General features: G+C 75.9%; 20 protein-coding genes. 7 read left to right on the plus strand and 13 right to left on the minus strand.

Annotated elements, in window-relative coordinates:
- Positions 1 to 24 precede the first annotated feature (24 nt).
- Complete coding sequence (locus ACGF13_RS23015; protein ID WP_392877958.1) at positions 25 to 807, plus strand: SGNH/GDSL hydrolase family protein; 783 nt, start codon at positions 25 to 27, stop codon at positions 805 to 807.
- A 36-nt stretch (positions 808 to 843) separates the two neighbouring features.
- Here ACGF13_RS23015 and ACGF13_RS23020 read toward each other — a convergent pair whose 3' ends face one another.
- Complete coding sequence (locus ACGF13_RS23020) at positions 844 to 1278, minus strand: DUF2809 domain-containing protein (RefSeq protein WP_392877960.1); 435 nt, start codon at positions 1276 to 1278, stop codon at positions 844 to 846.
- Between the two features lie 383 nt (positions 1279 to 1661).
- On the opposite strand from ACGF13_RS23020, the gene ACGF13_RS23025 reads away from it, so the two are divergent.
- On the plus strand, positions 1662 to 3110 hold the full coding sequence (locus tag ACGF13_RS23025; RefSeq protein ID WP_392877962.1) for a DUF2252 domain-containing protein: 1449 nt from the start codon (positions 1662 to 1664) through the stop codon (positions 3108 to 3110).
- A 66-nt stretch (positions 3111 to 3176) separates the two neighbouring features.
- Here the strand turns inward: ACGF13_RS23025 and ACGF13_RS23030 are convergent, their stop codons facing one another.
- Genes ACGF13_RS23030 through ACGF13_RS23040 form a run of 3 tightly spaced genes read right to left on the minus strand, consistent with a single transcriptional unit; the run spans position 3177 to position 5984 of the window.
- On the minus strand, positions 3177 to 3869 hold the full coding sequence (locus ACGF13_RS23030) for an alpha/beta fold hydrolase (RefSeq protein WP_392877964.1): 693 nt from the start codon (positions 3867 to 3869) through the stop codon (positions 3177 to 3179).
- A gap of 28 nt (positions 3870 to 3897) precedes the next feature.
- Positions 3898 to 5424, minus strand: coding sequence for an MFS transporter (locus tag ACGF13_RS23035; protein WP_392877966.1), 1527 nt, complete (start codon positions 5422 to 5424; stop codon positions 3898 to 3900).
- Positions 5421 to 5984: a helix-turn-helix domain-containing protein gene (locus tag ACGF13_RS23040; RefSeq protein ID WP_392877968.1), complete on the minus strand. Its 564-nt coding sequence runs from the start codon at positions 5982 to 5984 to the stop codon at positions 5421 to 5423. The genes ACGF13_RS23035 and ACGF13_RS23040 overlap by 4 nt, the downstream gene beginning before the upstream one ends.
- Positions 5985 to 6215: 231 nt before the next feature.
- Between ACGF13_RS23040 and ACGF13_RS23045 the strand changes: the two genes are divergently transcribed.
- A complete protein-coding gene (locus tag ACGF13_RS23045; protein ID WP_392877970.1) occupies positions 6216 to 7487 on the plus strand; it encodes a DUF5685 family protein in 1272 nt (423 codons plus the stop codon).
- Between the two features lie 13 nt (positions 7488 to 7500).
- On the opposite strand, the gene ACGF13_RS23050 is transcribed toward ACGF13_RS23045, so the two are convergent.
- The 3 genes from ACGF13_RS23050 to ACGF13_RS23060 all read right to left on the minus strand — a co-directional run bounded on the left by ACGF13_RS23050 (position 7501) and on the right by ACGF13_RS23060 (position 8500).
- On the minus strand, positions 7501 to 7680 hold the full coding sequence (locus tag ACGF13_RS23050) for a hypothetical protein (RefSeq protein WP_392877972.1): 180 nt from the start codon (positions 7678 to 7680) through the stop codon (positions 7501 to 7503).
- Complete coding sequence (locus ACGF13_RS23055) at positions 7673 to 7816, minus strand: hypothetical protein (RefSeq protein WP_392877974.1); 144 nt, start codon at positions 7814 to 7816, stop codon at positions 7673 to 7675. Before ACGF13_RS23055 ends, ACGF13_RS23050 begins: the two co-directional genes overlap by 8 nt.
- A 120-nt stretch (positions 7817 to 7936) precedes the next feature.
- On the minus strand, positions 7937 to 8500 hold the full coding sequence (locus tag ACGF13_RS23060) for a TetR/AcrR family transcriptional regulator (RefSeq protein ID WP_392877975.1): 564 nt from the start codon (positions 8498 to 8500) through the stop codon (positions 7937 to 7939).
- A 100-nt stretch (positions 8501 to 8600) separates the two neighbouring features.
- Here ACGF13_RS23060 and ACGF13_RS23065 point away from each other — a divergent pair, with 100 nt between their 5' ends.
- A complete protein-coding gene (locus tag ACGF13_RS23065) occupies positions 8601 to 9083 on the plus strand; it encodes a DUF1348 family protein (RefSeq protein ID WP_392877977.1) in 483 nt (160 codons plus the stop codon).
- 136 nt (positions 9084 to 9219) lie between these two features.
- Positions 9220 to 10317 carry a hypothetical protein gene (locus ACGF13_RS23070; RefSeq protein WP_392877979.1) on the plus strand — a complete coding sequence of 366 codons (1098 nt, stop codon included), beginning with the start codon at positions 9220 to 9222 and terminating at the stop codon, positions 10315 to 10317.
- A gap of 35 nt (positions 10318 to 10352) precedes the next feature.
- On the opposite strand, the gene ACGF13_RS23075 is transcribed toward ACGF13_RS23070, so the two are convergent.
- Positions 10353 to 10946 carry a hypothetical protein gene (locus ACGF13_RS23075; RefSeq protein ID WP_392877981.1) on the minus strand — a complete coding sequence of 198 codons (594 nt, stop codon included), beginning with the start codon at positions 10944 to 10946 and terminating at the stop codon, positions 10353 to 10355.
- A gap of 194 nt (positions 10947 to 11140) precedes the next feature.
- A complete protein-coding gene (locus ACGF13_RS23080; protein ID WP_392877983.1) occupies positions 11141 to 12037 on the minus strand; it encodes an alkaline phosphatase family protein in 897 nt (298 codons plus the stop codon).
- Between the two features lie 333 nt (positions 12038 to 12370).
- On the opposite strand from ACGF13_RS23080, the gene ACGF13_RS23085 reads away from it, so the two are divergent.
- Positions 12371 to 13657, plus strand: a complete 1287-nt coding sequence (locus tag ACGF13_RS23085) for a serine hydrolase domain-containing protein (protein WP_392877985.1) — start codon at positions 12371 to 12373, stop codon at positions 13655 to 13657.
- Between the two features lie 91 nt (positions 13658 to 13748).
- On the opposite strand, the gene ACGF13_RS23090 is transcribed toward ACGF13_RS23085, so the two are convergent.
- Both ACGF13_RS23090 and ACGF13_RS23095 read right to left on the minus strand, forming a co-directional pair.
- Positions 13749 to 16139, minus strand: a complete 2391-nt coding sequence (locus ACGF13_RS23090) for an ATP-binding protein (RefSeq protein WP_392877987.1) — start codon at positions 16137 to 16139, stop codon at positions 13749 to 13751.
- A gap of 342 nt (positions 16140 to 16481) precedes the next feature.
- Positions 16482 to 19151: a BTAD domain-containing putative transcriptional regulator gene (locus ACGF13_RS23095; protein WP_392877989.1), complete on the minus strand. Its 2670-nt coding sequence runs from the start codon at positions 19149 to 19151 to the stop codon at positions 16482 to 16484.
- A gap of 274 nt (positions 19152 to 19425) precedes the next feature.
- Between ACGF13_RS23095 and ACGF13_RS23100 the strand changes: the two genes are divergently transcribed.
- Positions 19426 to 22311, plus strand: coding sequence for a BTAD domain-containing putative transcriptional regulator (locus ACGF13_RS23100; protein WP_392877991.1), 2886 nt, complete (start codon positions 19426 to 19428; stop codon positions 22309 to 22311).
- A 36-nt stretch (positions 22312 to 22347) separates the two neighbouring features.
- On the opposite strand, the gene ACGF13_RS23105 is transcribed toward ACGF13_RS23100, so the two are convergent.
- Positions 22348 to 22980: a sigma-70 family RNA polymerase sigma factor gene (locus ACGF13_RS23105; protein ID WP_392878207.1), complete on the minus strand. Its 633-nt coding sequence runs from the start codon at positions 22978 to 22980 to the stop codon at positions 22348 to 22350.
- A 276-nt stretch (positions 22981 to 23256) separates the two neighbouring features.
- Positions 23257 to 23607, minus strand: coding sequence for a hypothetical protein (locus ACGF13_RS23110; protein WP_392877993.1), 351 nt, complete (start codon positions 23605 to 23607; stop codon positions 23257 to 23259).
- Positions 23608 to 23877: the final 270 nt, after the last annotated feature.

The raw sequence follows: 23877 nt of genomic DNA on the forward strand, positions 1-23877 counted from the left end.
TTGATTGGGTGAACTATCTCCTTCATGCCGAATCTCCAGGAGACCCTTGACCTCGATTCGTATGCCGCCCTCGGGGACAGCTTCACCGAGGGCCTGAACGATCCCGGCGTCGACGGCAGGTTCGCCGGGTGGGCCGATCGCCTCGCCGGGCTCCTCGCCGCCGGACGCCCGCCGGGCGCCTTCCGCTACGCCAACCTCGCGGTGCGCGGCCGACTGCTGGACCAGATCACCGCCGAGCAGGTGCCGCAGGTGCGGCGCCTCCAGCCCGACCTGGTCACCTTCTGCGCCGGCGGCAACGACATCCTCCGGCCGGGCGCCGACCCGGACGAGGTCGCCGAGCGCTTCGAGGCCGCCGTCGTCCAACTCGCCGAGAACGCCGGGACGGTGCTGATCTGCACCGGCTTCGACACCAAGGACGTGCCGCTGCTGAAGCACCTGCGCGGCAAGATCGCCACCTACAACGGGCACATGCGCGCCGTCGCCGACCGCAACGGCTGCAAGGTGGCCGACCTGTGGTCGCTGCGCGCGGTGCAGGACCGCCACGCGTGGAGCGAGGACCGCCTGCACCTGTCCCCCGAGGGCCACCAGCGGGTCGCCCTGCTGGCCGCCCGCTCGCTGGGCCTGCGCACCGAGCAGGACCCGGAGGCCCCGTGGCCGAACGCCCGCGCGCTCAGCCCCGCCGACCAGCGGCGGGAGAACATTCAGTGGGCCCGTGAGCACCTGCTGCCCTGGGTCGGCCGGCGCCTGCGCGGCGAGTCCTCGGGCGACCACCTCGAGCCCAAGCGACCGGAGCTGCTTCCGTTCTGACGGCTCGTCAGGGCGGTCGGCTAAGGCGGCTTCCGCTCAGGCGGCTTCCGCTCCGCCGGCTGCTGCGACCCGGGAGGTCCGCAACAGCCGGTGGAGCAGGCCCGCGCAGCCCGCGCCGACCAGGTACCAGAGCAGGTCCGGCGGGTTGAAGGTCGAGCCCAGCACCAGCCGGGCCAGTGTGCTGTGCCGCCCCCAGGCGTCCGGCAGACCGGTGAGCTGGAACAGCTCCACGGCCCAGCTGAGCGCGGCGGCCAGCGTGGCGGCCCGGCCGGGGCGCACCCTCGGCACGGCCAGCACCAGCAGGGCGTACAGCAGGACGGTGTAGAGCGCGTCCCCGGCGCACTTGGCGAACTCCCCGCCCAGCACCGCCCGCACGCCCAGCCCGGCCACCACCGTCAGCACGGCGGCGCACCCCGCCGCCAGGCGCGTACGCCGGTGCGCCCGAAGACCGTTCCCCCCGAGATCGTTCATCCGCACCACGCTACCCGGCACCTCACCCTCCCCCGAACGCACGTTGCCCCCAGGGGCCTTCACCTGCCCACAACGTCCGCCCCCATGCCCCACGCGCTCCTCCCCGCCCCGCACACCGCAAGCGGACCGCCCTCCCCCGGAACCACCGCGCCACCCCGTACGTCCATCCCCCCGAACCAACGCTTGCCGCAGGAGCGTTCGCCCTCTCCGCGGCCCCCGCGCCCGCGCCCCACGCGCTCCTCGCCGCCCCGCACCACCGCCACACACCGCAAGCGGACCGCCCTCCCCCGGAACCACCGCGCCACCCCGTACGTCCATCCCCCCGGACGAACGTCCGCGCAGGTCGCGGGCGGGGTGAGGACCGGAAGGGACGGGCTGGGAAAGTGGCGCACGTGGGTGGGGCCGAGGTGGTCGAGGCACAGTCGGGGCCGACGGCGGGGCGGGACGAGCGGACCCGGCGCGGGTTCGCGGTGGCCGGGTTCGCCTCGGCGCAGGACGGGCGGGCGCGGGAACGCGGCAAGGAGCTGCGGACGCGGGTGCCCCGGGAGCGGCACGCGGAGTTCACGCCCGCGCCCGACCGGCCGACGGCCGTGACCGCGCTGGAGGCCTCCAACACCGGCCGAATAGCCCGGCTGGTGCCGATCCGGGTCGGCCGGATGGCCGCGACCCCGTTCGCCTTCCTGCGCGGCTCGGCCGGGCTGATGGCCGCCGATCTCGCGGGCACCCCGGTGACCGGGGTGAACGCGCAGCTCTGCGGGGACGCGCACGCCGCGAACTTCGGCCTGTACGGCGATGCGCGCGGCCAGATCGTGCTGGACATCAACGACTTCGACGAGACCGTCCGCGGCCCCTGGGAGTGGGACCTCAAGCGGCTCGCCGCCAGCCTGGTGCTGGCCGCCCGGGAGACCGGGGCGAGCGAGGCCACCGCGCGCGAGGCCGCCCAGCACGTGGCGGGCTCCTACCGCCGGACCGTGCGCACGCTCGCCAAGCTCCCCGGACTGGATGCCTGGAACGCCATCGCGGACGAGCAGTTGGTCTCCTTCGCCGAGGCGCACGACCTCGCCGAGGTGCTGCGGAAGGTCGGCGCGAAGGCGCTCGGCAACACCAGCGCGCGGTTCGCCGCCCGCAGCACCACCCGGACCGCGGACGGCGGTTGGCGCTTCACGGCCGCTCCCCCGGTGCTCACCGAGGTGACCGACGCGACCGCCCGCGCCGTCGCCCACGCGCTCGGCCCGTACGTCGAGACGGTGCCGGCCGAGGTGCGCACCCTGCTGTCCCGTTACCGGGTGCAGGACGTGGCGTTCCGGGTGGTGGGCACCGGCAGCGTGGGCACCCGCTCGTACGTGGTGCTGCTCACCGACCACCGCGACCAGCCGCTGGTGCTGCAGGTGAAGGAGGCCCGGCCGTCCGCGCTGCTGCCGTACCTGCCGGCCGGGGCGCAGTCGGAGCCGGACGGGCACGAGGGCCGCCGGGTGGTGCTCGGCCAGAAGCACATGCAGGTGGTCAGCGACACCCTGCTGGGCTGGACGACCGTCGACGGACTTCCGTACCAGGTACGGCAGTTCCGTAACCGCAAGGGCAGTGTCGACCCGGCCGCGCTGCAGCCCTCGCAGTTGGACGACTACGCCCGGATCACCGGCGCCCTGCTGGCCCGGGCGCACTCGCACACCGTCGACCCGGGCCTGCTGGCCGGGTACTGCGGCAAGAGCGAGGCGCTGGACGAGGCGGTCGCCGCCTTCGCGGTGGCCTACGCGGACCGCACCGAGGCCGACCACGCGGACCTGCTGACGGCGGTGCGCAACGGGCGGCTGCCCGTCGAGCACGGCGTCTGATCCGCCCGGCCCGGGCCCAGCGGTTCAGTGGCCCGGCCCCCGGTTCAGCGGCCCGGCCCCGGCGGTTCAGCGGGCCAGGAACGGCGCCACCGCGGCGACGAACTCCGCCGGCCGGGCCGCGTGCACCAGGTGCCCGGCCTCGACGGTGACCAGGCGGCAGTCCGGGATCAGCCGGGCGAGTTCGGCGATCCGCTCCTGCGGGATGTGGCTGGCCGGGCCGCCGGCCACCGCCAGCGTGCGGGCGGTGATCCGGGCCAGGCCCGCCCGCCAGGCCGGGTCGGGGTCGTCGAGCTGGGCCCGGACCGCCCGGACCATCGCCCAGTCGAAGTGCACGTCCGGGTCCGGGTCCTCGGGCAGCGCGCTCGCCGGGCGCGGGTACAGCGCGGGGATGTCCTCCAGGACCAGCCGGTCGATCCGCTCCGACGCGGCCTGGGCGAGCAGGTAGGCGACGGCGCCGCCCATCGAGTGGCCGACCAGGTCGACCCGGGCGAGGCCGAGGGCGTCGAGGAAGGCCCGCACGTCGTCCCGCATCGCCTCCAGGGAGTAGGAGGCGGTGCGGGAGCTGTCGCCGTGGCCGCGCAGGTCGAGCGCGTACACGCGGTGGGCGGGGGCGAGGTCCGGCAGGACGGTGTCCCAGTCGGCGGCGCGTTCGCCGAGGGCGTGCAGCAGTACCAGCGGCGGTCCGCCGGGCCGCCCGCTCTCGCGGTAGGCGAGCGTCGCTCCGGGCAGGTCCACGGTCCGGTTCCGTACGTCGGTCATGCCCGCCACGGTACGGTCCTGGCATCGGCTAGCGGACCGGCGTTCGCCCTCGGCTCACCGCGACCGGTTCCTCCTCGCGCTGCTCCCGCGCCGCGGCCCGGCCGGCGAACACCGAGGTCAGGACGGCGAGTCCGGCCACCGCGGCGCACACCACGCTCGCCGTCAGGTAGGCGGAGCGGTGCCCGCCGCCGCCGGCGGTCTCCCGCAGGTAGACCCCGGACAGCGCCGAGACCGCGACGGCCGCCGCGATCCGCTGGGCCATCTGCAGGATCGCCCCGCTCACCCCGGCCGCCTCGGCCGGCGCGTGGCGCAGCACGTACGCCTGGTTGGTGGAGCCCATCAGGCCGATCGAGGCGCCGCCGAGCAGTTGCAGCAGCGCCAGCAGCCAGGGCAGGACGGTGACGGACGCCCAGTGCGCGAGCAGCCCGCTGAGCAGTATGGCGAGCGCGGAGCCGGCCATCGCGGCGGTGACGGTGCGCCGGCCGTGGCGCTGGACGACCCGCCAGGCCAGCGCGGAGGCCACGCCCATCGCCACGGCGGAGGGCAGCGCGACCAGCGCGGCGCCCATCGGGGAGAGGCCGAGGCCGTCCTGGAGGAACATGGTCAGGACCAGCGAGGCGGCCAGCGAGGAGCCGAACTGGGCCATCGCGGTGGCCGTCCCGAGCGCGTACGGTGCGGAGCGGGTGAGGGCCGGGTGGATCAGTGGCCGGCCACCGGCCCGGGCGTAGCGGCGCTGCCACCAGGCGAGCGCGCCGAGCAGCAGCAGGGCGGCGGCCGCGAAGGCGAGCCAGCCGGTCCAGCCGGGCGGCCGGACGAAGGGCAGCATCAGGGCCAGGGTGAGCGCCGCGACCAGCAGCAGCCCGAGGACGTCGAGGTTGGCGTTCCGCGCGCTGGGGCGGGGTTTCGGCAGGTGACGGGCCGCCAGGGCGACGGTGGCCAGGCCGAAGGGGACGTTGAGCAGGAAGGTCAGCCGCCAGCCGTGCTCGGGGCCGGCCAGGGCCAGCACCGCGCCGCCGATCGGCGGGCCGAGCGCGAAGGCGAGGCTGCCGGTGACGGCGTACATGCCGAGGGCGCGGGCCCGCAGCTGTCCGTCGAAGACGTCCTGGAGGGTGCCGATCATCTGGGAGTTGACCAGGCCGGCGCCCGCGCCCTGCACCAGCCGGGCGGCGATCAGCACGCCGGGTTCGGTGGCGGTCGCGGAGACCAGGCTGACCAGGGTGAACAGGGCGAGGCCGGTGACGAAGAACCACTTGCGGCCCCTGACGTCGCCGAGCCGCCCGCCGGGGATCAGCGCGAGGCCGAAGGCGAGCGAGTAGCCGGCGACGATCCACTGGAGGTCGGCGGGCCCGGCGTGCAGGGTCTCGCGCAGGGCGGGGATGGAGGTGTTGAGGACGGACTGGTCGAGCAGCGTCGTGAAGCCGCCCGCGACGCAGACCAGCAGGACCCTGCGCCCGGCGGCGTCGAAGCGCTCCTTGGGCTGCTGGGACTTCCCGGGCCCCTCGGGGGCCCTGCTCCTCCCGGGCTCCTCGGCTATCGGGCCGGTGGCGGCGCTCACGGTTCGACCACCACCAGCGCGTACCGGGCCTCGCCCGGGCCGAGGCTGCGGAAGCGGTTGGTGGCGCCGACGTAGCGCAGGCAGTCGCCGGGGCCCAGCGGCTGCGGTTCGCCGTCCACCGTCAGCTCCAGGTTCCCCTCGAACAGCCAGAGGTGGTGCTCCCGGCCGGGCGGGCAGGCGCGGTCGTAGGCGATGTCCGCCCCGGCCGGCAGCCGGCCCTCGATGATCTCCGCCCGCAGCGAGCCGTGCGGCGGCGAGACCGACCGGCGGACGAAGCCGGTCGTCCCGTCCCGCCAGACCGGCTGCTCCCCGGCGCGCACCAGCCGGTCCGGGCCGGACTCCACCTCGGCCAGCAGCCGCGACATGGTCCGCCCGTACACGGCGCACAGCCGCCCGAGCAGCGCGGCCGTCGGACTGACCTCCGCCCGCTCCACCCGTGACAGCGTCGACCGGCTGACGTCCGCCAGCCGGGCCAACTCCTCCAGGGTCCACCCGTGTTCCAGCCTCAGCTCGGCGAGTCGCTGTGCCAGCCGCTCGTCGGCGGCCGTGTCGATTCCCATATTCGTGATGCTATCCCGGATCTGAGATCCACTCACCGGGCGTGGGCCGACGGATCCGTCCGCCCGGAACCTCAGGAGTGACGCGATCCTCCGGAACCCCAGGAGCGGTGGGCGACCGTCGTCCCGCTCGAAGCCGCGGCTTGACGGGGCCTCGGCCCGCGAGGGGCGCCGATCATATGATGTGCGCCGAATCGTGGCCGGTCGGCGGCCCGTGAAGCGAGGGGGACCAGCGTGTTCGGCATCATCAGACCGTGTAGGCATCGATTGTCCGAGCGACTGCAGACCTCGTGGATGGCCCACCTGTGCGGGCTCTGCCTCGCGCTGCGGGACGACCACGGGCAGCTCGCCCGGACGGCGACCAACTACGACGGTCTGATCATCTCCGTGCTGGTCGAGTCCCAGACCGCCCGGGAGGACTCCTCCTGGCGCCGCACCGCCGGGCCCTGCCCGCTGCGCGGCATGCGGACCGCCTCCGTCGCCAAGGGCGAGGGCGCCCGCCTCGCCGCCGCCGTGTCCCTGGCACTCGCCTCGGTCAAGATCCGCGACCACGTCGAGGACCGTGACGGCGTCTTCGCCCGCCGCCCGGTCGCCGCCGGAGCCCGGGCCGTCACCCGGCGCTGGGACCGGAAGAGCGCGGGCAGCGCCTCGATCGTCGGCTTCGACACCGCCGTGCTGCTCGACGCGGCCTCCCGGCAGGGCGAGCTGGAGCGCTCGCTGCGGCCCGGCGGCTCCGTCCTGCTGGTCACCGAGCCCACCGAGACCGCCACCGCGGCCGCCTTCGCGCACACCGCCGTGATCGCCGGGCGCCCCGGCAACGCCGCCCCGCTCGCCGAGGCCGGGCGGCTGTTCGGCCGGCTCGCCCACCTCCTGGACGCCGCCGAGGACCAGGCCGCCGACGCGGCCTCCGGCGCCTGGAACCCGCTGACCGCCACCGGGACCGACCGCGCCGAGGCCGAGCGGCTCTGCCGGGACGCCGTGCACGGCATCCGGCTCGCACTGGGCGAGGTCGAACTGACCGACCGCGCGCTGGTGCACGTCCTGCTCGCGCACGAGACCGAGCGCGCGGTGGAGCGGGTCTTCGGCCCGGCCCGGCACGGGGCGAGCTGCCGCCGTCCGGACTCGGCGGGCGATGCCGCGGCCACGGGTGCGGCGGGCGGCACCACGGGCGAGCACCCGCACCAGGCTCCGCCGCGGGAGACGCCCCCCGGCCAGGCGCCGGTCCCGCCGTGGGTGCCGCAGGGCCCCGGCTTCACCCCGCCCGGCGAGAAGCCGCCGAACCCGCGCAACCTGCTCGCCGGGTGCGCCGTGTGGGCGCTGATGGCCTGCAGCTGCCAGTTGCTCTGCTGCGACCACAACGACCCGTTCAGCCGCAAGCGCCGCGAGGGCTTCTGCCAGCGGCACGACTGCGACTGCCCCGACTGCGACTGCTCCGGCTGCTGTGACTGCTGCAACTGCTGCGACGGGGACTGCTGCGGCGGGTGCGACTGCGGGTGCGACTGCTGACGCGGCCGGCCGGTCAGCCCCTCCGGGCGGCGTCGGCCTCCCGTTCCTGACCGGCCGCCACCGGCCCGGGGTGCCCCCGCAGCACCCCGGGCCGGTCCGCGTTCCGGTCCTGCCCGGCCTCGCCGCGCCGCCAGAGCGGCAGGACGGCCACCGGCATCACCGCCGGCGGGCACAGCTCGGCGCACTCAGGCATCGCGCCCCGCCGCCTTCCGGTCCACCGCGAGCGAGTCCTCCAGCCGCGCCAGCAACTGCCGGAACCGCTCGGTGTCCTGCTCCGTCATCCGCCCCTCGGGCAACGCCCCCGGCCACTCGGCCGCTCTCTCGTCCATGTGCCCGAGGCTAGGCGGCGACGATCAATGGGAGATAAACGCGCGTTGACGCGAAATGTGCTTGCCCGGCGCGGTCCGGCCCGGACGTAGGGCGGTTGTCCGGGGCGGCCGGGCGATGGGCTACCGGGCCGCCGTCGCGCCCAGCAGCAGCCGGGCGGCCTCCCGGGCGTCGGCGGCGGCCGTCGGGTCGCCGTGGACGGCGGCGCTGGTGATCGCCCCCTCGGCCAGCAGGGCCAGGTGGACGGCGGTGGCGGGCGGGGCTCCGGCGGCCTCGGCCAGGCCCGCGAGGTAGCCGCCGAACTGTTCCTTGTGGTGCCGGGCCGCGGCCACCACCGCGGGGCTGACGGCGCCCAGCTCGCCGAGCGAGTTGACGAAGGCGCAGCCCCGGAACCCGGGCTCGGCGAACCACCGGCCGAGCCAGTCGAAGACCGCGAGCAGCTGCTCCCCGGGGGTGCCGCCGGTGCGCGAGACGTACACGGCGAGGCTCGCCCGCCAGCGGCCGTCGCGGCGCCGCAGGTAGGCCTCGACGAGCTCGCCCTTGGACGGGAAGTGCTGGTAGAGGCGGCGCATGGTCAGGCCGGAGGCGGCCCGGACGGCGTCCATGCCGACCGCCTGGATGCCCTGCCCGTAGAACAGCTCCTCGGCCGCGTCCAGGATCCGGGTCCGCTGGTCGTCCTGCTCCATCTGCCGTGCCCTTTGCGTGAGAACGATGGTTCTCCTATGGTAGCCACACCAGTGAGAACGATCGTTCTCATCAACGGAACACCCATTCCGAGGAGCCTCCATGCCCGAGACCGGCACCGAGCAGCGCCCGCCCCTGCCCCCGTTCACCGAGGATTCGGCCCGCCTGAAGGTCCGGGCCGCCGAGGACGCCTGGAACACCCGGGACCCGGAGCGGGTCGCCCTCGCCTACACACCGGACAGCCGCTGGCGCAACCGCTCCGAGTTCCTCACCGGCCGCGAGCGGATCGCCGACCTCCTCACCCGCAAGTGGCGGCGCGAGCTGGAGTACCGCCTGATCAAGGAACTCTGGGCGTACGGCGGCGACCGTATCGCGGTCCGCTTCGCCTACGAGTGGCACGACGACGCCGGCCACTGGTACCGCTCCTACGGCAACGAGAACTGGGAGTTCGACGGGAACGGCCTGATGGCCCGTCGGCACGCCTCCATCAACGACCTGCCGATCACCGCCGAGGAGCGCCTGTTCCACTGGCCGCTCGGCCGCCGCCCCGACGACCACCCGGGCCTCACCGAGCTCGGGCTCTGAACGGTGCCCTCCGCGGGGCCCGGGCGCACCCGCGCTGTTCCACGGCTGTGACACGGCGGGCATCCGCCGCTGACCTCGCGCTGCGAGGCTCCTTACCGAAAGCGAACAGCAATCGAGGGGGACCAGGAAGATGTCCGTGCGCAACAGCTCCATGCGGAACCGGTTCGGCACCACCGCGGCGATCGCCCTGATGGTCAGCGTCGGCACCGTCCTGCTGTCCGCCTGTGGCCCCGAGAACGGCGATTCCGCCCCCACCGCCGCCCCGACCGGCAGCGCCGCCCCGGCCGCCCCCGCCCCGACCGGCAGCGCCCCCGGGGCGGGGGCGCCGGGGACGGCCGCGCCCGGCGCCCCCGCCCCCTCCGGCAGCGCCGCGCCCGGCGGCAAGGAGGTCAACGGCACCTCGGCCGCCAACCACCTGACCATCTCCACCGGCACCAGGACCGTCGCGCTGAACGGCACCACCGTCGACTTCGGCACCGTCGTCCGCGACCTGGCCTGGTCCCCCGACGGCAGGAAGGCCGCCTTCGTCAACGGCGACGGCGACCTCGTGACCGCCAACCCGGACGGCAGCGGCAAGGTCGTCCTCGCCAAGAACCCCGGCGGCGAGACCTGGTCCCACCCCACCTGGCGGCACGCCACCAAGGACCCGATCGTCACCGACACCGGCGACAAGGCGCTGGAGCGGTTCGCCGCGATCGTCTTCACCTCCGAGAAGGGCGGCACGCTGCGGCTGGAGAAGGTCGCCACCAAGTCCCCCGGCGCCACCCCCGAGGTGCTCACCCCGAGCAGCTCCGAGGGCGGCGGCGATCCGATCCCGCAGCCGCCGCAGACCGGCAACACCTGGGCCAACGCGGGCGGCCACCGGGGCGAGATCGTCTACGCCAACACCCCGGCCAACGAGGTGTACCTGTACGACGACTACATCCGGCCGTCGACCCGGGAGATGGGCAAGGGCTCGCAGCCGGCCCTCTCCCCGGACGGCGAGCACCTCGTCTTCGTCCGCTCGGTGAACGGGCACGACCACCTGTTCACCCGCTCCACGCAGGGCGACCAGAAGGCCGAGAAGGACCTCACCCCGTCCGCCGCCACCGACTACACCCAGCCCGCGTGGTCCCCCGACGGCAGGACCATCGCGGTCCGCACCCCGGACGGCATCAGCACCCTGCCCGCCGACGGCTCGGCCGCGCCGACCCAGGTCTCCACCATCAAGGGCCTGCCCTCCTACCGCCCCTGACGGTACGCGGAAACGCCCGGCCGGGCCGCCGGGTGCTACCCGGGCCGAGAGGGCTTCGCCAACTCGGCGCGCAGCTCGGCGAGGTGCTCGTCGGCCGACTCGTGCGGCAGGAACTCGACCACGTCGAGAAAGCGGAACAGCACCCTGGTCTCGGTGACGGCATACTCGTAGTCGCCGAACCCGACCACCGCGCCCGTCCCGCCGCGCGCCGCGCCCCGGACGGCGGCCGAGGTCAGCTCGTCGGCCGCGTCCTCGGCGCTCGCCCGCCGCCGGGCGTTGGGGCGTGCCAGGTACGGGCAGACCATGGCGGCGTAGAGCATGCAGGCCCGATGGCCGGGCCCCTCCATGGTGGGCGCGAGGTTGCGGTACGGCTGCCCGGCCGCGAGCGCCCCGGCGATCGCGGCGCTCTCGGCGGCGCCGACCACCCGCCACACCGGGCCGCGTTCCATGAACCGCCCGCACACCGAGCACAGCCGCTCCAGCGCGCAGTCGGCGCTGCGCCCGTGGTCGGTCAGGGCGAACTGCGGCACGTCGCCCTGCCAGGGCGTGATCGCCGGCACCGGGTAGCCCCGCCCGTCCCGGGGCCGCGCCCCCACCTCGTCGGGCACCGGCACAAGTTCGAATCGCACGCCCCTATCGATACCAGGGACGGCCCCCACCGGTCGACCCCGGCCGCCGGGGCGGGTGCCGCTACCCCTCGGGGCCGAGCCCGTGACCGCACCCGGGCCGGCGGCCGAACGGCCACCGGCCCGGGCTCGGGATCGGAACCCGGCTCCGCCCCGGGACGAGGCCCGGACCGGGTTCAAGTCCTTATCACCGCAGGTCAGTTCCAGATGCCGGTGATGTCGGCGGCGGAGGCCGCGTTGCCCGCGTGGCCGGTGGTGCCGGCCAGGTCCTCCAGGGTGCGCAGCACGTTGTAGTGGTTGTAGGTGGTGGAGCTGCTGCTGCCGGGCGTCACGTGGGCGCCGTAGAGCACGGTCGGGATCCGGTTGCCGGACAGCGAGTTGTCCTCGTCGAAGGTGACGACCAGCAGGCTGTTGTGGGTCTGCGCCCAGGTGGCGTACGCCCCCAGGTTGTTCTTGATCCAGGTGTCGCCGGTGCCGACCGAGCAGTCGTGCATGTCGCTGCAGAGGTTCGGCACCACGAAGGAGACGTTCGGCAGGGTGCTGTAGTCGGTCGGGAACTGGGTGAAGGTCTTGGCCGAGTTGAGCGGGACGTTGCCGAAGCCGAACCAGGGGTTGTGCTTCTGCGCGTACTTGCCGCTGCTGCACACGGTGCTGCCCTCGCTGGGCAGGGTCTCGTTGTAGCTGGCCCAGGTCTTGCCGGCGGCGATCACCTCGGAGGCGAGGTTGGCGCTCTGGAAGCCGCCGACCTTCACGCAGCTGTCGTCGACCCGGCCCTGGGTGGAGCCGGAGAACAGCGCGTAGTAGTTCGGCTCGCTCGGGTGGGTGATGCCGTACGACTGGGTGAGGTTGGCGCCGCCCGCGATCAGGGTGTTGTTGAGGTACGGCGCGCTGCTGCTGCCGACGACCTGGGAGTAGGCGTGGTTCTCCATCACCACCACGACGACGTGGTCGGGCGTGGGCAGGGCCGCGGCCTGCGCGGTGGTGGCGGTCGCCGCCCAGAGGCCGGCGGAGGCGGCCAGCAGGGCGACGGCGGAGCCGATCGCGGTCGCGGTGCGGCGGGAGCGGGGACTCGGTGCCTTCATGGACGAAGTCATGACAATTCCTCGGGTGGGAGACGGCCCGGTGAGCGGGCCCGGGACGGGAGGTGCCTGCCGCCGGGATGTGGCGTTCCGGTGCGGCGCCTGGGGTACGACCGGCACGAAAGGCGCCCGAACAGCATGGGTCGCCGCCGTGGACGCGGGTAGGCGACGGCAGGTGAAACCTTGGCCCCGGCGTGGGAAACGGACGGTGAGACCGGTCGATTCCCCCACCGACAACGGAGAAAGCGGGCGAATCGGTTCACATTGCCAGCGGCCGCCGGGACGGTGATAGTGATCTTCGAACGACGCGGTCCGACACCGTGTCAGCTGACGAGAGAGCCGAGGAACATGGCGAAGACCAGCCTTCTGCGTCCGCTCGCGGTGGCCGCCGCCGGCGCCGTCCTGGTGGCGACCGGCGCCCTGCCCGCCGCGGCGGCCGGCCGGGACACCACCGACGCGACCGCCCCCGACCTCGCCGGCGTGCGCGCCGCTCTGGAGGCCACCACCGCGGCCGGTGCCCCGGGCGCCTTCGCGGTGATCCGCGACCACGGCACCATCGACCGGACCCGCTCGGTGAACGTCGGCCTGGCCGACCTGGACGGGACCCTGATGAACTCCTCGTGGAGGTTCCGGGTCGGCAGCAACAGCAAGATGTTCACCGCCGTTCTCGTGATGCAGCTGGTGGAGGAGGGCCGGATCGACCTCGACCGGCCGCTGCGCGAGTACCTGCCCGAGGGCACCCTGCCGGAGGGCTGGACCATGACGGGCCGCCAGGTCATGGAGCACCGGGCCGGGATCTTCGACCACACCAACGACCTGCTGGAGCAGGCCGGCGAGGAGACCACCAGCGCGTTCGAGGCGCGCATCCGCACCACGGTGTACGACCCGCGCGAGCTGGTGGCGATGTCCGTCAAGCACGGCGTGCAGTACACCCCCGGCACCCGCTACTCCTACTCCAACACCGACTTCGTGCTGATGGGCCTGGCGGTCGAGCACCTCACCGGCCGGCCGTTCCCGGAGGTTCTGAACGAGCGGATCATCAAGCCGCTCGGCCTGCGCAAGACCTCCTTCGTGGTGCCCGAGCAGGCGATCCGCGGCGCCCACGTCACCGGCTACCTCACCAACGACGACCGGACGAAGCCGCTGCTGGACTCCACCGAGCAGACCGGCTCCTGGGTGTGGAGCGCCGGGGCCGTCATCTCCACCGCCGAGGACCTCGACCGCTTCCTCACCGCGCTGACGGCCGGCGGCGCCGGCGGGCTCGTCTCGGACGCCTCGCTCGGGCAGATGACCGCCGCCCTGCCCACGCCCACCGCGAAGATCTCCTACGGCCTGGGCCTGCGCCGCATCTCGCTCTCCTGCGGGGACGTGTACGGGCACGGCGGCATCGTGCAGGGCTTCAACAGCCAGTCCTTCACCACCCCGGACGGGCGGCGCAGCGTGGTGGTCTTCGCCAACGCCTCCAACAACGGTTCGGTGACGCAGGGGCTGATGAACACCCTGGAGCCGGCCTTCTGCGGCAAGCGGCCCGCCGCCGAGTCGCGGACGGCCTTCGCGCCGTCGTCGGCGCCGGCCGACGGCCCGGTTTCGGCGCCGGTGAACTCGCTGCCGGTGGTGGAGGACACCCGGATCTGACGCCGGCCCCCTCGGCCCGCGCCCGCACCCGGTCCCGCACCCGCGCCCGCTCCCGGTACGACCGGGGGGCGGGCGCGCCGGTCGGTGCCGGTCAGTACGGGTCAGTACGGGTCAGTGCCGGGCGGGGGCCCTCCGCGCTCAGGTCGGTGAGCGCCTCGGTGAGCAGCTCGCGGGCCTCCTCGGCGCGGCCCTGCTCGATCAACGCGGTGCCCAGTTCGGTCAGCGTCTTGGTCATGCTGTCCGGGCGGCCCACCGCCTCGAAGTGCAGCAGGGCCTGCCGGTAGGCCTTCTCGGCGGCCGGCCACCGCTTCAACGCCGCCCGGTCCAGGCCGAGTTCGTGCGCGGTCATGGCCGCGAGCAGGTGGATCAGCGGTGAGGACCAGCGCTCCACCAACTCCAGCGCCCCGGCCAGCGCCCGCCGGCGCGACTCCACCGCCTCCTCCGCCCGGCCGGACTCCCGCAGGCAGTTGGCGGCGCCCCGCAGGGTGACCAGCCGGCCGATCATCGCCGAGCGGCTGGGCACCTCGGCGAAGGCGTCCGCCGCCCGGTGGAAGGCGTCGGTCGCCTCGCGGTGCCGCTGGAGGTAGCGCAGGCCCGAGGCGAGGTAGGTGAGCGCCCAGGCCTCCTGCTCCCGGTCACCGACCGCGCGGGCCAGCTCCAGTCCCTCGGCGGCCAGTTCGATGCCGCGTTGGTAGCGGTGCAGGCAGGTGACGTGCGTCCAGGCCAGGTAGTTGACGTGCACCGCCTCGACCCGCCGGTCCCCGATCGCCCGGGCGGCGTCCGCCGAGAGCTGGAACACCTCGGCCCAGATGCCCCAGCTCAGCAGCCGGTCCGAGAACCAGTGCATCGCCTCGGCGGTGTCCACCACCTCCCGGTACCGGCCGGCCCGCTGCGCCTGGTGCAGGGCCGCCAGCCACTCCGGGTGCTCGTGCTCCAGCCAGGCGGCGGCCTCGGTGAGGTACGCGGGTGCGGGGCCGTCGGTGCCGGTCCCGGCCGTGGCGTGGTCCGGGTCGAACCGCAGTCCGTAGTCGGCCGCCCGGCCGAGGATCCAGCGGCCGGCCCGGGTACGGGCCTCGGCCAGCTCCTGGGGCGTCTCGTCGGCGGCCAGCCGCTCGCCCGCGTAGAGCCGCACCAGGTCGTGCAGGCGGTAGCGGTCCGGGGTGGCGGCCTGCATCAGGCCGGCGTCGACGAGCTGTTCGAGCACCAGCTCGGTGCGGGCCGCCGACCGGCCCGCGTAGGCCGCGGCGATCTCCGCCGTGAAGTCCTGACCGGCCGTCAGGGCACATCGCCGGAGGACGAGTTGTGACTCCTCGGGCAGCCGCCGGTAGGACAGCTCGAAGGCCGGGCGGACGGCCAGGTCGCCGGTCTCCAGCAGGTCCAGCCGGTTCTCCTCGGCGGCGAGCTGGCGCACCAGGTGGGCGACCGGCTGCTGTGGGCGGGCGACCAGGCGCTGCCCGGCGATCCGCAGCGCGAGCGGCAGGTAGCCGCAGAGCCTGGCCAGCTCGGCCGTGGCGTCGGGGGCGGCCTCGATCCGCTCCCGGCCGGCGATCCTGGCCAGCAGGCCGGCCGCCTCGGCCGGGGACAGCACGTCCAGGTTCAGCCGGTGCACCGACTCCAGGCCGGGCAGCACGTTGCGGCTGGTCACGATGGTCACGGCCGGGCCCGAACCGGGCAGCAGCGGGCGCACCTGGCCCTCGTCGGCGGCGTTGTCCAACACCAGGACGAGCCGCCGCTCGCGGACCAGCGCCCGGTAGAGGCCGGCCCGCTCCTCCGTCCCGGCGGGCACCGCGGCGTCGGCGACGCCCAGGGCACGCAGCACCTGGCCGAGCGCGTCCCGGGCGGACAGCGGCTGCGGGGACATGCCGCCGAGGTCCAGGGAGAGCTGGCCGTCCGGGAACCGCGGCGCCAGGGCGTGGGCGGCGTGCAGGGCGAAGGAGGTCTTGCCGAGGCCGGGCTGACCACTGACCAGCACCACGCGCGGGTGGGCCGGCCGTTCGTCCTCCGCCAGGCGGGCCAGCAGGGCGAGGGCGTCCTCGCGGGCGGTGAAGTCGGCGATGTCGCGGGGCAGCGCGAGCGCGCTCTGGCCGGCCTCGGCGGAGGCCACGGGCGGGGCGTCGGCCACGGGCGGGGCGTCGGCCGCGGGCGGGGCGTCGGCCACACTCGGGGTGTCGGCCGCACTCGGGGCGGAGGCGTCCGCGCGCGGCGGGCCGGGCCGGGCGGGGCTCGCGGCGGGCGCGAGGGCCTGCCGTGCCCCGCGCGGGCGTCCGGCCTGCGCGGCTCCGTCCAGCGCCCGCGCCTGCGCGCCGTCCAGCACGAGCGCCTCGGCCAGGGCCCGTACGGTCCGGCGCTGCGGTCCGCGGGTGCGGCCGCGCTCCATGTCGCCGAGGGCGCGCAGACTGACCCCGGCGGCCGCGGCGAGTTCCTCCTGGGTCAGGCCCGCCGCCACCCGGTGTCCGGCCAGCAGACGGCTGAACTCGTTCACGTCCGTGTCCGTGCCGCCCCCGGCCGCCATGCCCCGCCCCCACTCGCTCGGTCCCGCTCAGTTCCGCACTTCTGCCTGGAGTCGCCTCCGGCGGATCCTTCCAGGCAGAAGTATGCCCCGGTGGCCGGGTTCCTCCTACTCGGCCAGCTCCGCGGGTATCCGCCCAGGTCAGGAGGGTCGGGCATGGACGGGGCGGAGGGATACAGGCGGTTCCACGTCGGGCGAACCGCCGATAGTTCCGCCTGTGGTTCCGCCGGCCGATCGGCGGTTTCCGCTACCGGCGGCCGACCGACCGGGGACGTCGACGGCCGACGGACCGGCGAGGAGTTCGGCGGCACCTCCCTACGCGAGCCGCCTCGCCTCCGCGCCCTCGGCCGTGCGACCGAGGGCGTCCAGCAGGTCGGCGAGGAGGGTGTGGGAACGGGCTTCGAGGGCCGGGTCGCCGACGGTGCGGCCGAGGGCGACGGCGAGTCGGGCCGTGGAGAGCGCGGCGTCCCGGCGACCGAGGGCGTGGAGGGCGCGGGCCCGGCTGTGGGTGGCGAGGACGGCCTCGGCACCGCCGGAGCGGGCGGTGGCGGCGCGCACCGCCTCGTCGGCGTGGCGCAGGGCGAGCTCGGGCTCGCCGGCCAGGACCAGTGCGTCGGCGAGGTCGGTGAGCGCGCGGACCAGCAGGTGGTCGGTGGCCGAGGTGCGGGCGGCGGCCACCAGGTCGCCCAGCATGGGTACCGCGCGCTCGTACCGGCCGGCCCGCAGCAGGGCGGCGGCCACCCGGCTGCGGCAGTGGTGGCGCAGCGCCCGGTCACCGGCCAGGTCGGCGGCCGCGAGGGCGCGTTCCAGCTGGTCGGCGGCGGTGCGGTGGGCCGCGCGGTCGACGTGCAGGACGGCGAGGTCGGTGGCGAGCCGGGCGATCGCCGCCTCGTCCCGGTCCGCGTGCGCGGCGCGCAGCCCGGCTTCGACCACGGCGCGCCAGTGCGTCCGGTCGTGGTCGGTGGTCTCGTACAGCGGGCAGGTCCGGTGGGCGAGTTGCCAGGCCGCGGTGGGCCGGTCCTTCTGCTCGGCACAGAGCACCACCGCGCGCAGGGCGCTCTCCTCGCGGCGGAACCAGTCCTCCGCCCGGCCGTCGGCCGCCGTGCCCTCGGACGTCCAGCCGGCGGTGACGTCGAGGTAGTGGGCGATCAGCCGGTCGAGGGCCAGGACCCCTTCCTCGCAGCCGAGTTCGGCGGCCTGCGCGGCGGCGTGCCGGCGGACCAGCTCGCGCCGGGCGTACCGGCCGGGGCCGGTCTCCTCCAGCAGGTGCACGGCGTCGAGCCGGTTCAGCAGGGTGCGGGCGGTGGCGGGCGGGAGGTCCGCGAGGGCGGCGGCCGTGTCGGTGCCGATCTCGGCGCCGGGGTGCAGGCCGAGCAGGGTGAACAGCCGGGCGGCGTCGGGGGCCAGGGTGCGGTACGTCCGGTCCAGCGCGGCGGTGAGGCCGAGCGGGCCGTGGGAGGCGCCGGTGCCGGAGAGGGCGGCCAGGCCGCTCTGCTCGTCGGCGAGGTCGGCGGCGAGGTCGGCCGCGGACCAGTCGGGCCGGGCGGCCAGGTGGGCGGCGGCCAGCCGCAGCGCGAGTGGCAGGTGGTCGCAGCGCTCGGCGAGTTCGGCGACGGCCTCCGGCTCGTCGGCCGTGCGGTCGGCGCCGAGGGTGCGGGCGAGCAGGGCGGCGGCCTCGTCGGGGCCGAGCACGCCCAGCGGCAACGGGATGCCGCCGGCGCGGACCAGCAGGTGGCGCAGCCGGCTGCGGCTGGTGACGATCGTGACCGGGGCGGGCTCGCTGTCGGTGGCCGGCGGGTCGGGCAGCAGCGGGGCGAGCTGCGGGTAGTCGGCGGCGTCGTCCAGGACGACCAGCATCCGCCGACCACCGGTCAGTTCGCGGTAGCGGCGGGCGCGGTCCTCGGGTTCGGCGGGCAGCGCGTCCGGGGCGACGCCGAGGGCGGTGAGCAGCTCGCCGAGCACCTCGGCGGGTCGGCGCGGCCCGTCCGGGGCGAAGCCGCGCAGGTCGGCGCGGAGGATGCCGTCCGGGAAGTGGGCGTCGCCGCACCGGGCCGTCCAGTGCCGGACCAGGCTGGTCTTGCCGACCCCGGCGGGGCCGGTGACCAGGATCGGGCGGCCGTCCCGGGCGGCGGGCAACACCTGGTCCAGCCGGGCGAGTTCGGCGCTCCGGCCGACGAACCAGGGGTCCGCGGCGGGCCGGGGGTCGGCGGCGGGCCCGGCACCGGCCGTCCGGCTGCCCTCGGGCCTGGCACCGTACTGCTCGCCGGCCCGGCGCAGCTCCGGGCCGGGCGGCCCGGTGAGCCGGGCCACCGCGCGCTCGTACCGCGCCCGGGCCTCGGCGCTCCGCCCGTCCTGCTCCAGGCAGCGCACCAGCCGGGCGGCCAGCTCCTGCCGGGCGGGGTGGCCGTCGGCGGCCTCGGCGAGTTCGGCGGCCAGCTCGCCGCCCCGCCCGGCCCGGAGCAGGCCGTCGGCCAGCCGCTCCAGGGCGCGCAGCCGCAGGTCGGCCAGGTGCGGGAGGGTCCGCTCGCGCAGCAGGGCGGAGCCGCAGTCGGCGAGCGCCGGGCCGCGCCACAGGTCCAGCGCGGCGCGCAGCCGGAACAGTGCCCGGTCCGCCGTGGCGCCCTCCCCCGGGACGGCGGGCTCGGGGAGCAGCACGCCCGCCTGTTCGCAGAGCCGGCCGAAGTGCAGCACGTCGACCCGGTCGGGCTCACCGGCCAGCAGGTAGCCGGCCCCTCGGGTGCCCAGCTCCAGGCCGGAGCCGTCCAGCAGTCGGCGCAGCGCCGTGACGTGGCCCTGCAGGGCGGCGCGGGCGGTGGGCGGGGCGCTGCCCTCCCAGACCAGCTCGATCAGCTCCTCGGTGGCCACCGTCCGGTTCAGCCGGACGGCGAGCGCGCTCAGCAGCGCCCGGCGTTTGGGCGCCGAGGGCGTCACCGCCGTCCCGCCCTCCCGCCGCACCGCCATCGGTCCGAGCAGATCGATGTGCACGCGCCCGTTCCCCTCCCCACCATCGGTTCCCGGCCGGATCGAGGATAGGGCCGACCGGGCTCTTGACCTCCGCCGTACGGTACCCGGCGGATACGACACCGGGCGCGGCGTCCGCGCCCCTGCAACCGCTGGGCGCCTCGGTGGCATCCCCTCGGAGGGGGGTGGCCTGCGGCGGGAGCCCCGTCCGGCTCGGACGGGACACCATGTCGCACTACACTGCTCCACCCCGAGGCTTCGGGTGTGATGTGCGGTTCGCGGTGAAACGGGGGTACTGGTGCGGATTCGGCTGCTCGGGCCGGTGGAGTTGCGGGTCGGGGCTGACGGCTTCGACGGCGTGGCGGGCGCGCAGCGGCGGGCCGTACTGGCGTTGCTGGCGCTGCGGTTGGGGCGCCTGGTCACCATGGAGCAGCTGTGCGAGATGCTGTGGGACGAGCAGCCGCCGCCGAGCGCGCGGGCGGCCGTGCAGGGGCACGTCGCCGCGCTGCGGAAGGTGCTCGCCGACACCCCGTTCGAACTGCACACCCGGGACTCCGGCTACCTGCTGGACGGGCCGGTCGGTGCGGTGGACGCGCTGCGCTTCGAGGAGCTCGCGGCCGCGGCCGACCGGCAGGCCTGGCTCGGCAACCGCACCGCGGCGGTCGCGCTGCTGGAGGAGGCACTGGGGCTGTGGCGTGGCGAGGCGCTGGCCGACCTGCCCGACACTCCCCTGCGCGCCGCCGCGGTGGACCGGCTGGAGCAGTCCCGCACCTCCGTGCTGGTCCGCTGGGCCGACCTGCGGCTGGGCCAGGGCACCGGGGCGTCGGCCGTACCGCTGCTGGAACAGGGCGTACGGGTGGACGGGCTGCGCGAGGAGCTGGTGGCGCTGCTGATGCGCTGCCTGCACCAGGCGGGCCGGCCCGCCGAGGCGCTGACGGCCTACCACCGGGCCCGGGTGCGGCTGGCCGACGAGCTGGGCATCAACCCCGGCCCGGCGCTGCGGGCCGCGCTCGCCGAGGTGCTGGCCGACGACCGTGCGGCGGAGCGGCCGCCCGTCGCTCCGCCGGCCGCCGAACCGGCGCCGCCGACCCCGCAGGCCCCGCCGGCCCCACGCCAACTCCCGCGCCGCGACCCGGACTTCGTCGGACGTCTCGCCGACCTGGCCCGCCTCGACCGGGCCTGTGGCCCCGACCGCTCCGGAGAAGGCCCGGTGCTGGTGGTCGGCCCGGCCGGGGTCGGCAAGAGCGCGCTGGTCACCGCCTGGGCGCACCGGGCCGCCGGCCGCTTCCCGGACGGTGTGCTCCACGCCGAGCTGCACGGCCTCGCCCCTTCCGACCCGAACACCCCGGGCAGCCCGAACGCCCCGGAGGCCCCGGCCCGGCCCGAGGCCGTGCTGGCCGGCTTCCTGCGCGCGCTCGGCGTGCCGGAGGAGGACATCCCCGCCGACCGCGCCGCCCGGGCCGCGCTCTACCGCGAGCGCACCAGGGGCCGGCGGCTGCTGGTGCTGCTGGACGACGCCGCCGACGCCGAGCAGGTCGCCGACCTGCTGCCCGCGGGACCGACCGGCACCGCCGTGGTCACCGGCCGGGGCCCGCTGGAGGGCCTGGTCGCCCTGGAGGGGGCCGGCCTGCTGCGCCTGGCCGCGCTGCCCGAGGACGACGCCCTGCACCTGCTGGAGCGCGCCCTGACGCCGGAGCGGCTGCGCGCCGAGCCGGAGGCCGCCGCCCGGCTCGCCGGGCTCTGCGACCACCTGCCGCTCGCCCTGCGGATCGCCGCCGCCCGCCTCGCCGCCCGGCCGGACTGGACGGTCGCCGGTCTGGTCGCCGAACTCGCGGACGAGCGGACCAGGTTGGCCGTCCTGGACGCCGACGGAACGCTCTCCGTCGCCGACCGGCTCCGGCTGACCCACCGCCGGCTCTCCGAACCCGCTGCCGAGCTGCTGACCGCCCTGGCCGCGCACCCCGGCCGCGAGGTGGACGCCCAGGCGAGCGCCGCGCTGCTCGGCAGCGACACCGCCACCGCCCACCGGGCGCTCGGCGAACTGGCCACCCACCACCTGCTCACCGGCACCGCCCCGGGCCGCCACGCCCGTACCGACCTGGTCCGGCTGTACGGCACCGGTCTGCTCGCCGAACGGCCCGAACAGCACCGCCGGCTGCTCCGCGAACGCCTGGCCGACCACTACCTCACGGCCCTGCGGCACTGCGGCTCCTTCCTCGACCCCGGACAGGAGGACACCGCCCCGCCCGCCGCCGCACCGTCCGCTCCGGCGCAGGCCGTGCCCGCCGCCGTCGACATCCGCACCGCGCTCGACTGGTTCGACGCCGAGGAACCCGCGATCTCCGCACTGGTCGCGTCCCCCGACACCGATCCGGCCCGCGCCTGGCGGCTCGCACTGACCTGCGGCTCGCTCTACTACGGCGCCAGCCGCTTCACCGACTGGCTCGCCGGCGCCCGGCTGGGGCAGGCGGCGGCCGAACGGTGCGGCGACCCGGTCGCGGTCGCGCTGCTGCTCACCTGCCGGGCCCAGGCCCTGGTCGCGCTGGAACGCCGGCCGGAGTCCGCGGAGGCGGCGCGCAGGGCGGTGGCCGCCGTCGAGTCGGCGACCGGGCCCGCCGCCGCGTCCGCGCGCGTCCGGGCGCTCGCCACGCTGGCGCTGGTCACCGCGATGCTCGGCCACCGCGCCGAGGCCGAACGGCTGGCGGCCTCCGCCACCGCGCTCGCGCTGGAGTCCGGCGACCGCCGCCGGCTGGTCGACGCCAAGGTGCACCAGGGTTGGGTGAGCCTGGCCGTCGGGGACCGGGAGGGCGCCCAGCGCCGGTCCCGCGAGGCCCGGGAGCTGCTGCCCGCCACGCCCGTCACCCAGGTCCACCTCTGGTCGCTGCTGACCGAGGCCCAGGCCCTCCCGCCGACCGTCCGCGACGACGCCGCCGACCTCGCCTGGCACCGGCTGCTCGCCGCGTGCGAGGAGGCCGGCCTGCTGTACCTGCACGCGGTGACCGAACAGGCCTACGCCACCCACCTGACGGCCCGGGGCCGGGAGCCGGAGGCCGGAGGACGGCTGCGCAGGGCGCTGGCCCGCTTCCGCGCGCACGACCGGCAGGCCGGCTACCTCAGCGAGTTCACCACGGGTCTGGAGGAGTCGCTCGACCTCCGCGCCGGCCGGCGGCCCGCGCACGACTGAGGCGTGTCGCCGGGGCCTCGGCCACCGCCGGCCCGGTCAGCCGGTGGCCGAGGCGGCCCCGTGCTCCGGCGGGGCGTACCCGTGCTCCGCCGCCAGCACCGGGCGCAGCGCCCGGATCGCGTAGAAGTTGCGGGACTTGACCGTCCCCGGCGGCACCCCCAGCCGGGCCGAGGCCTCCAGCACCGAGCGGTCCTCGAGGTGCAGTTCGACCAGCACCTCGCGGTGGTGCTTCTGCACCCGGCGCAGCGCCAGCGCGATGTCCCGGGCCACCACCACCTGCTCGTACGGGTCGTCGGCGAGCGGCCGGTCCTCCACCGGCTCGCCGATCACCTCCTTGGCGCGGGCGGCGGCCATCCGGTAGTGGTCGATCGCGATCCGCCGGGCCACGGTGAACAGCCAGGGCCGACTCGCCGCCGGGCCGGCGGCCAGCGCCTCCGGGTGCTGCCAGGCGCGCAGCAGGGTCTCCTGGAGGATGTCCTCGGCCTTGCCCCGGTCCCCGCCCGTGGCCCGCAGCAGCGAGCGCAGCAGGTAGCCGCCGTGCAGCCGGTGGATCTCGGCGAGCGTGTCGGGGTCGAGGGTGGGACGGGCCGGGGTGCCGGCACCTTCCGGCGCGTCCGCGGGACCCCCGGGCGGCGGAGTGGCGGACGTTGACTGGGCGACGGGCGGCATCGACACGCGCTACCTCTCAGGTCGGGCAAGGGGCGCAGCACGGGCAGAGGTCGCAGCACGGGCAGGCGTGCTGGGCACCGGCCGGGCATTCCCGGCGGTGGCTGCACCAGCACACTGCCGGAGGCCGCCAAGTCCGCGCCAAGGATCGGCCAACGCCTCCGCGCGCAGCGCTCCGCCCGGCCGCGGACGCCGCCGTTGGCGGACGCCGACGACCGTTGGCCGGTCGTTAGCGGCCGTCGGCCGCGGCTCCGTCGGGGCCCCGCCGGCCCGGGCCGGTCAGTCCTCGGCGAGCACCCGGAGCAGCTCCCTCACCCCGTCCTCGCCGCGGTGCTCGATCAGCATCGCGACCCAGGTCGCCAGCCGCTGGCGCTCCGCCGCCGACCACCGGGGTGCGGACGGGTGCTCGTCCACCACCAGCGCCGTCGCCAGGCCCAGCAGCCCCGGCGCGGGCCGCGGCCACAGCCGGCCCTCCGGCACCGCGCGCAGCGCCAGCCGCCGGGCGACCGCGATCACCTCTCCCGCCGCCGCCTCGGGCACCGCCAACGTGGCCGGCCCGGCCACGCTCGGCGCTCCCGACCGCACCAGGGCCGCGATGAACTCCCGGGCCTCCGGTCCGTCCGCGGTCATACCGGGTCCCTCCCCCGTCCCGTTCACGGGACTCACGCTCCTTCCGACTCGGTCGCACTCGATCGCACTCGGTGGTGTCCGGTGGCACTCGGCGGGCGCCGGGTGCCACCGGAACGAAGGTACCGATCGGTAGCCGGTCGAGCGGAGGGTTTTCCGATGCGGCCCCTCCCGAAGTGACAAGGGACGCTCCGTGCACCCCGTCCCGCTCAACGAGCCCTCCGCCGCCAGCGGTTCAGGTGAACCGGAGGAACTCCTTCAGCCGTGCTCCCG

This window comes from Kitasatospora sp. NPDC048286, assembly GCF_043201735.1.
Taxonomy (GTDB): domain Bacteria; phylum Actinomycetota; class Actinomycetes; order Streptomycetales; family Streptomycetaceae; genus Kitasatospora.

Bases quoted from the DNA above. Each gene is read 5' to 3' on its own strand.
- ACGF13_RS23050 (WP_392877972.1), bottom strand. From the start codon at position 7,680: ATGCCTGAGTGCGCCGAGCTGTGCCCGCCGGCGGTGATGCCGGTGGCC.
- ACGF13_RS23055 (WP_392877974.1), bottom strand. From the start codon at position 7,816: ATGGACGAGAGAGCGGCCGAGTGGCCGGGGGCGTTGCCCGAGGGGCGG.
- ACGF13_RS23020 (WP_392877960.1), bottom strand. From the start codon at position 1,278: ATGAACGATCTCGGGGGGAACGGTCTTCGGGCGCACCGGCGTACGCGC.
- ACGF13_RS23060 (WP_392877975.1), bottom strand. From the start codon at position 8,500: ATGGAGCAGGACGACCAGCGGACCCGGATCCTGGACGCGGCCGAGGAG.
- ACGF13_RS23030 (WP_392877964.1), bottom strand. From the start codon at position 3,869: ATGACCGACGTACGGAACCGGACCGTGGACCTGCCCGGAGCGACGCTC.
- ACGF13_RS23110 (WP_392877993.1), bottom strand. From the start codon at position 23,607: ATGACCGCGGACGGACCGGAGGCCCGGGAGTTCATCGCGGCCCTGGTG.
- ACGF13_RS23040 (WP_392877968.1), bottom strand. From the start codon at position 5,984: ATGGGAATCGACACGGCCGCCGACGAGCGGCTGGCACAGCGACTCGCC.
- ACGF13_RS23065 (WP_392877977.1), top strand. From the start codon at position 8,601: ATGCCCGAGACCGGCACCGAGCAGCGCCCGCCCCTGCCCCCGTTCACC.
- ACGF13_RS23105 (WP_392878207.1), bottom strand. From the start codon at position 22,980: ATGCCGCCCGTCGCCCAGTCAACGTCCGCCACTCCGCCGCCCGGGGGT.
- ACGF13_RS23085 (WP_392877985.1), top strand. From the start codon at position 12,371: ATGGCGAAGACCAGCCTTCTGCGTCCGCTCGCGGTGGCCGCCGCCGGC.
- ACGF13_RS23015 (WP_392877958.1), top strand. From the start codon at position 25: ATGCCGAATCTCCAGGAGACCCTTGACCTCGATTCGTATGCCGCCCTC.
- ACGF13_RS23080 (WP_392877983.1), bottom strand. From the start codon at position 12,037: ATGACTTCGTCCATGAAGGCACCGAGTCCCCGCTCCCGCCGCACCGCG.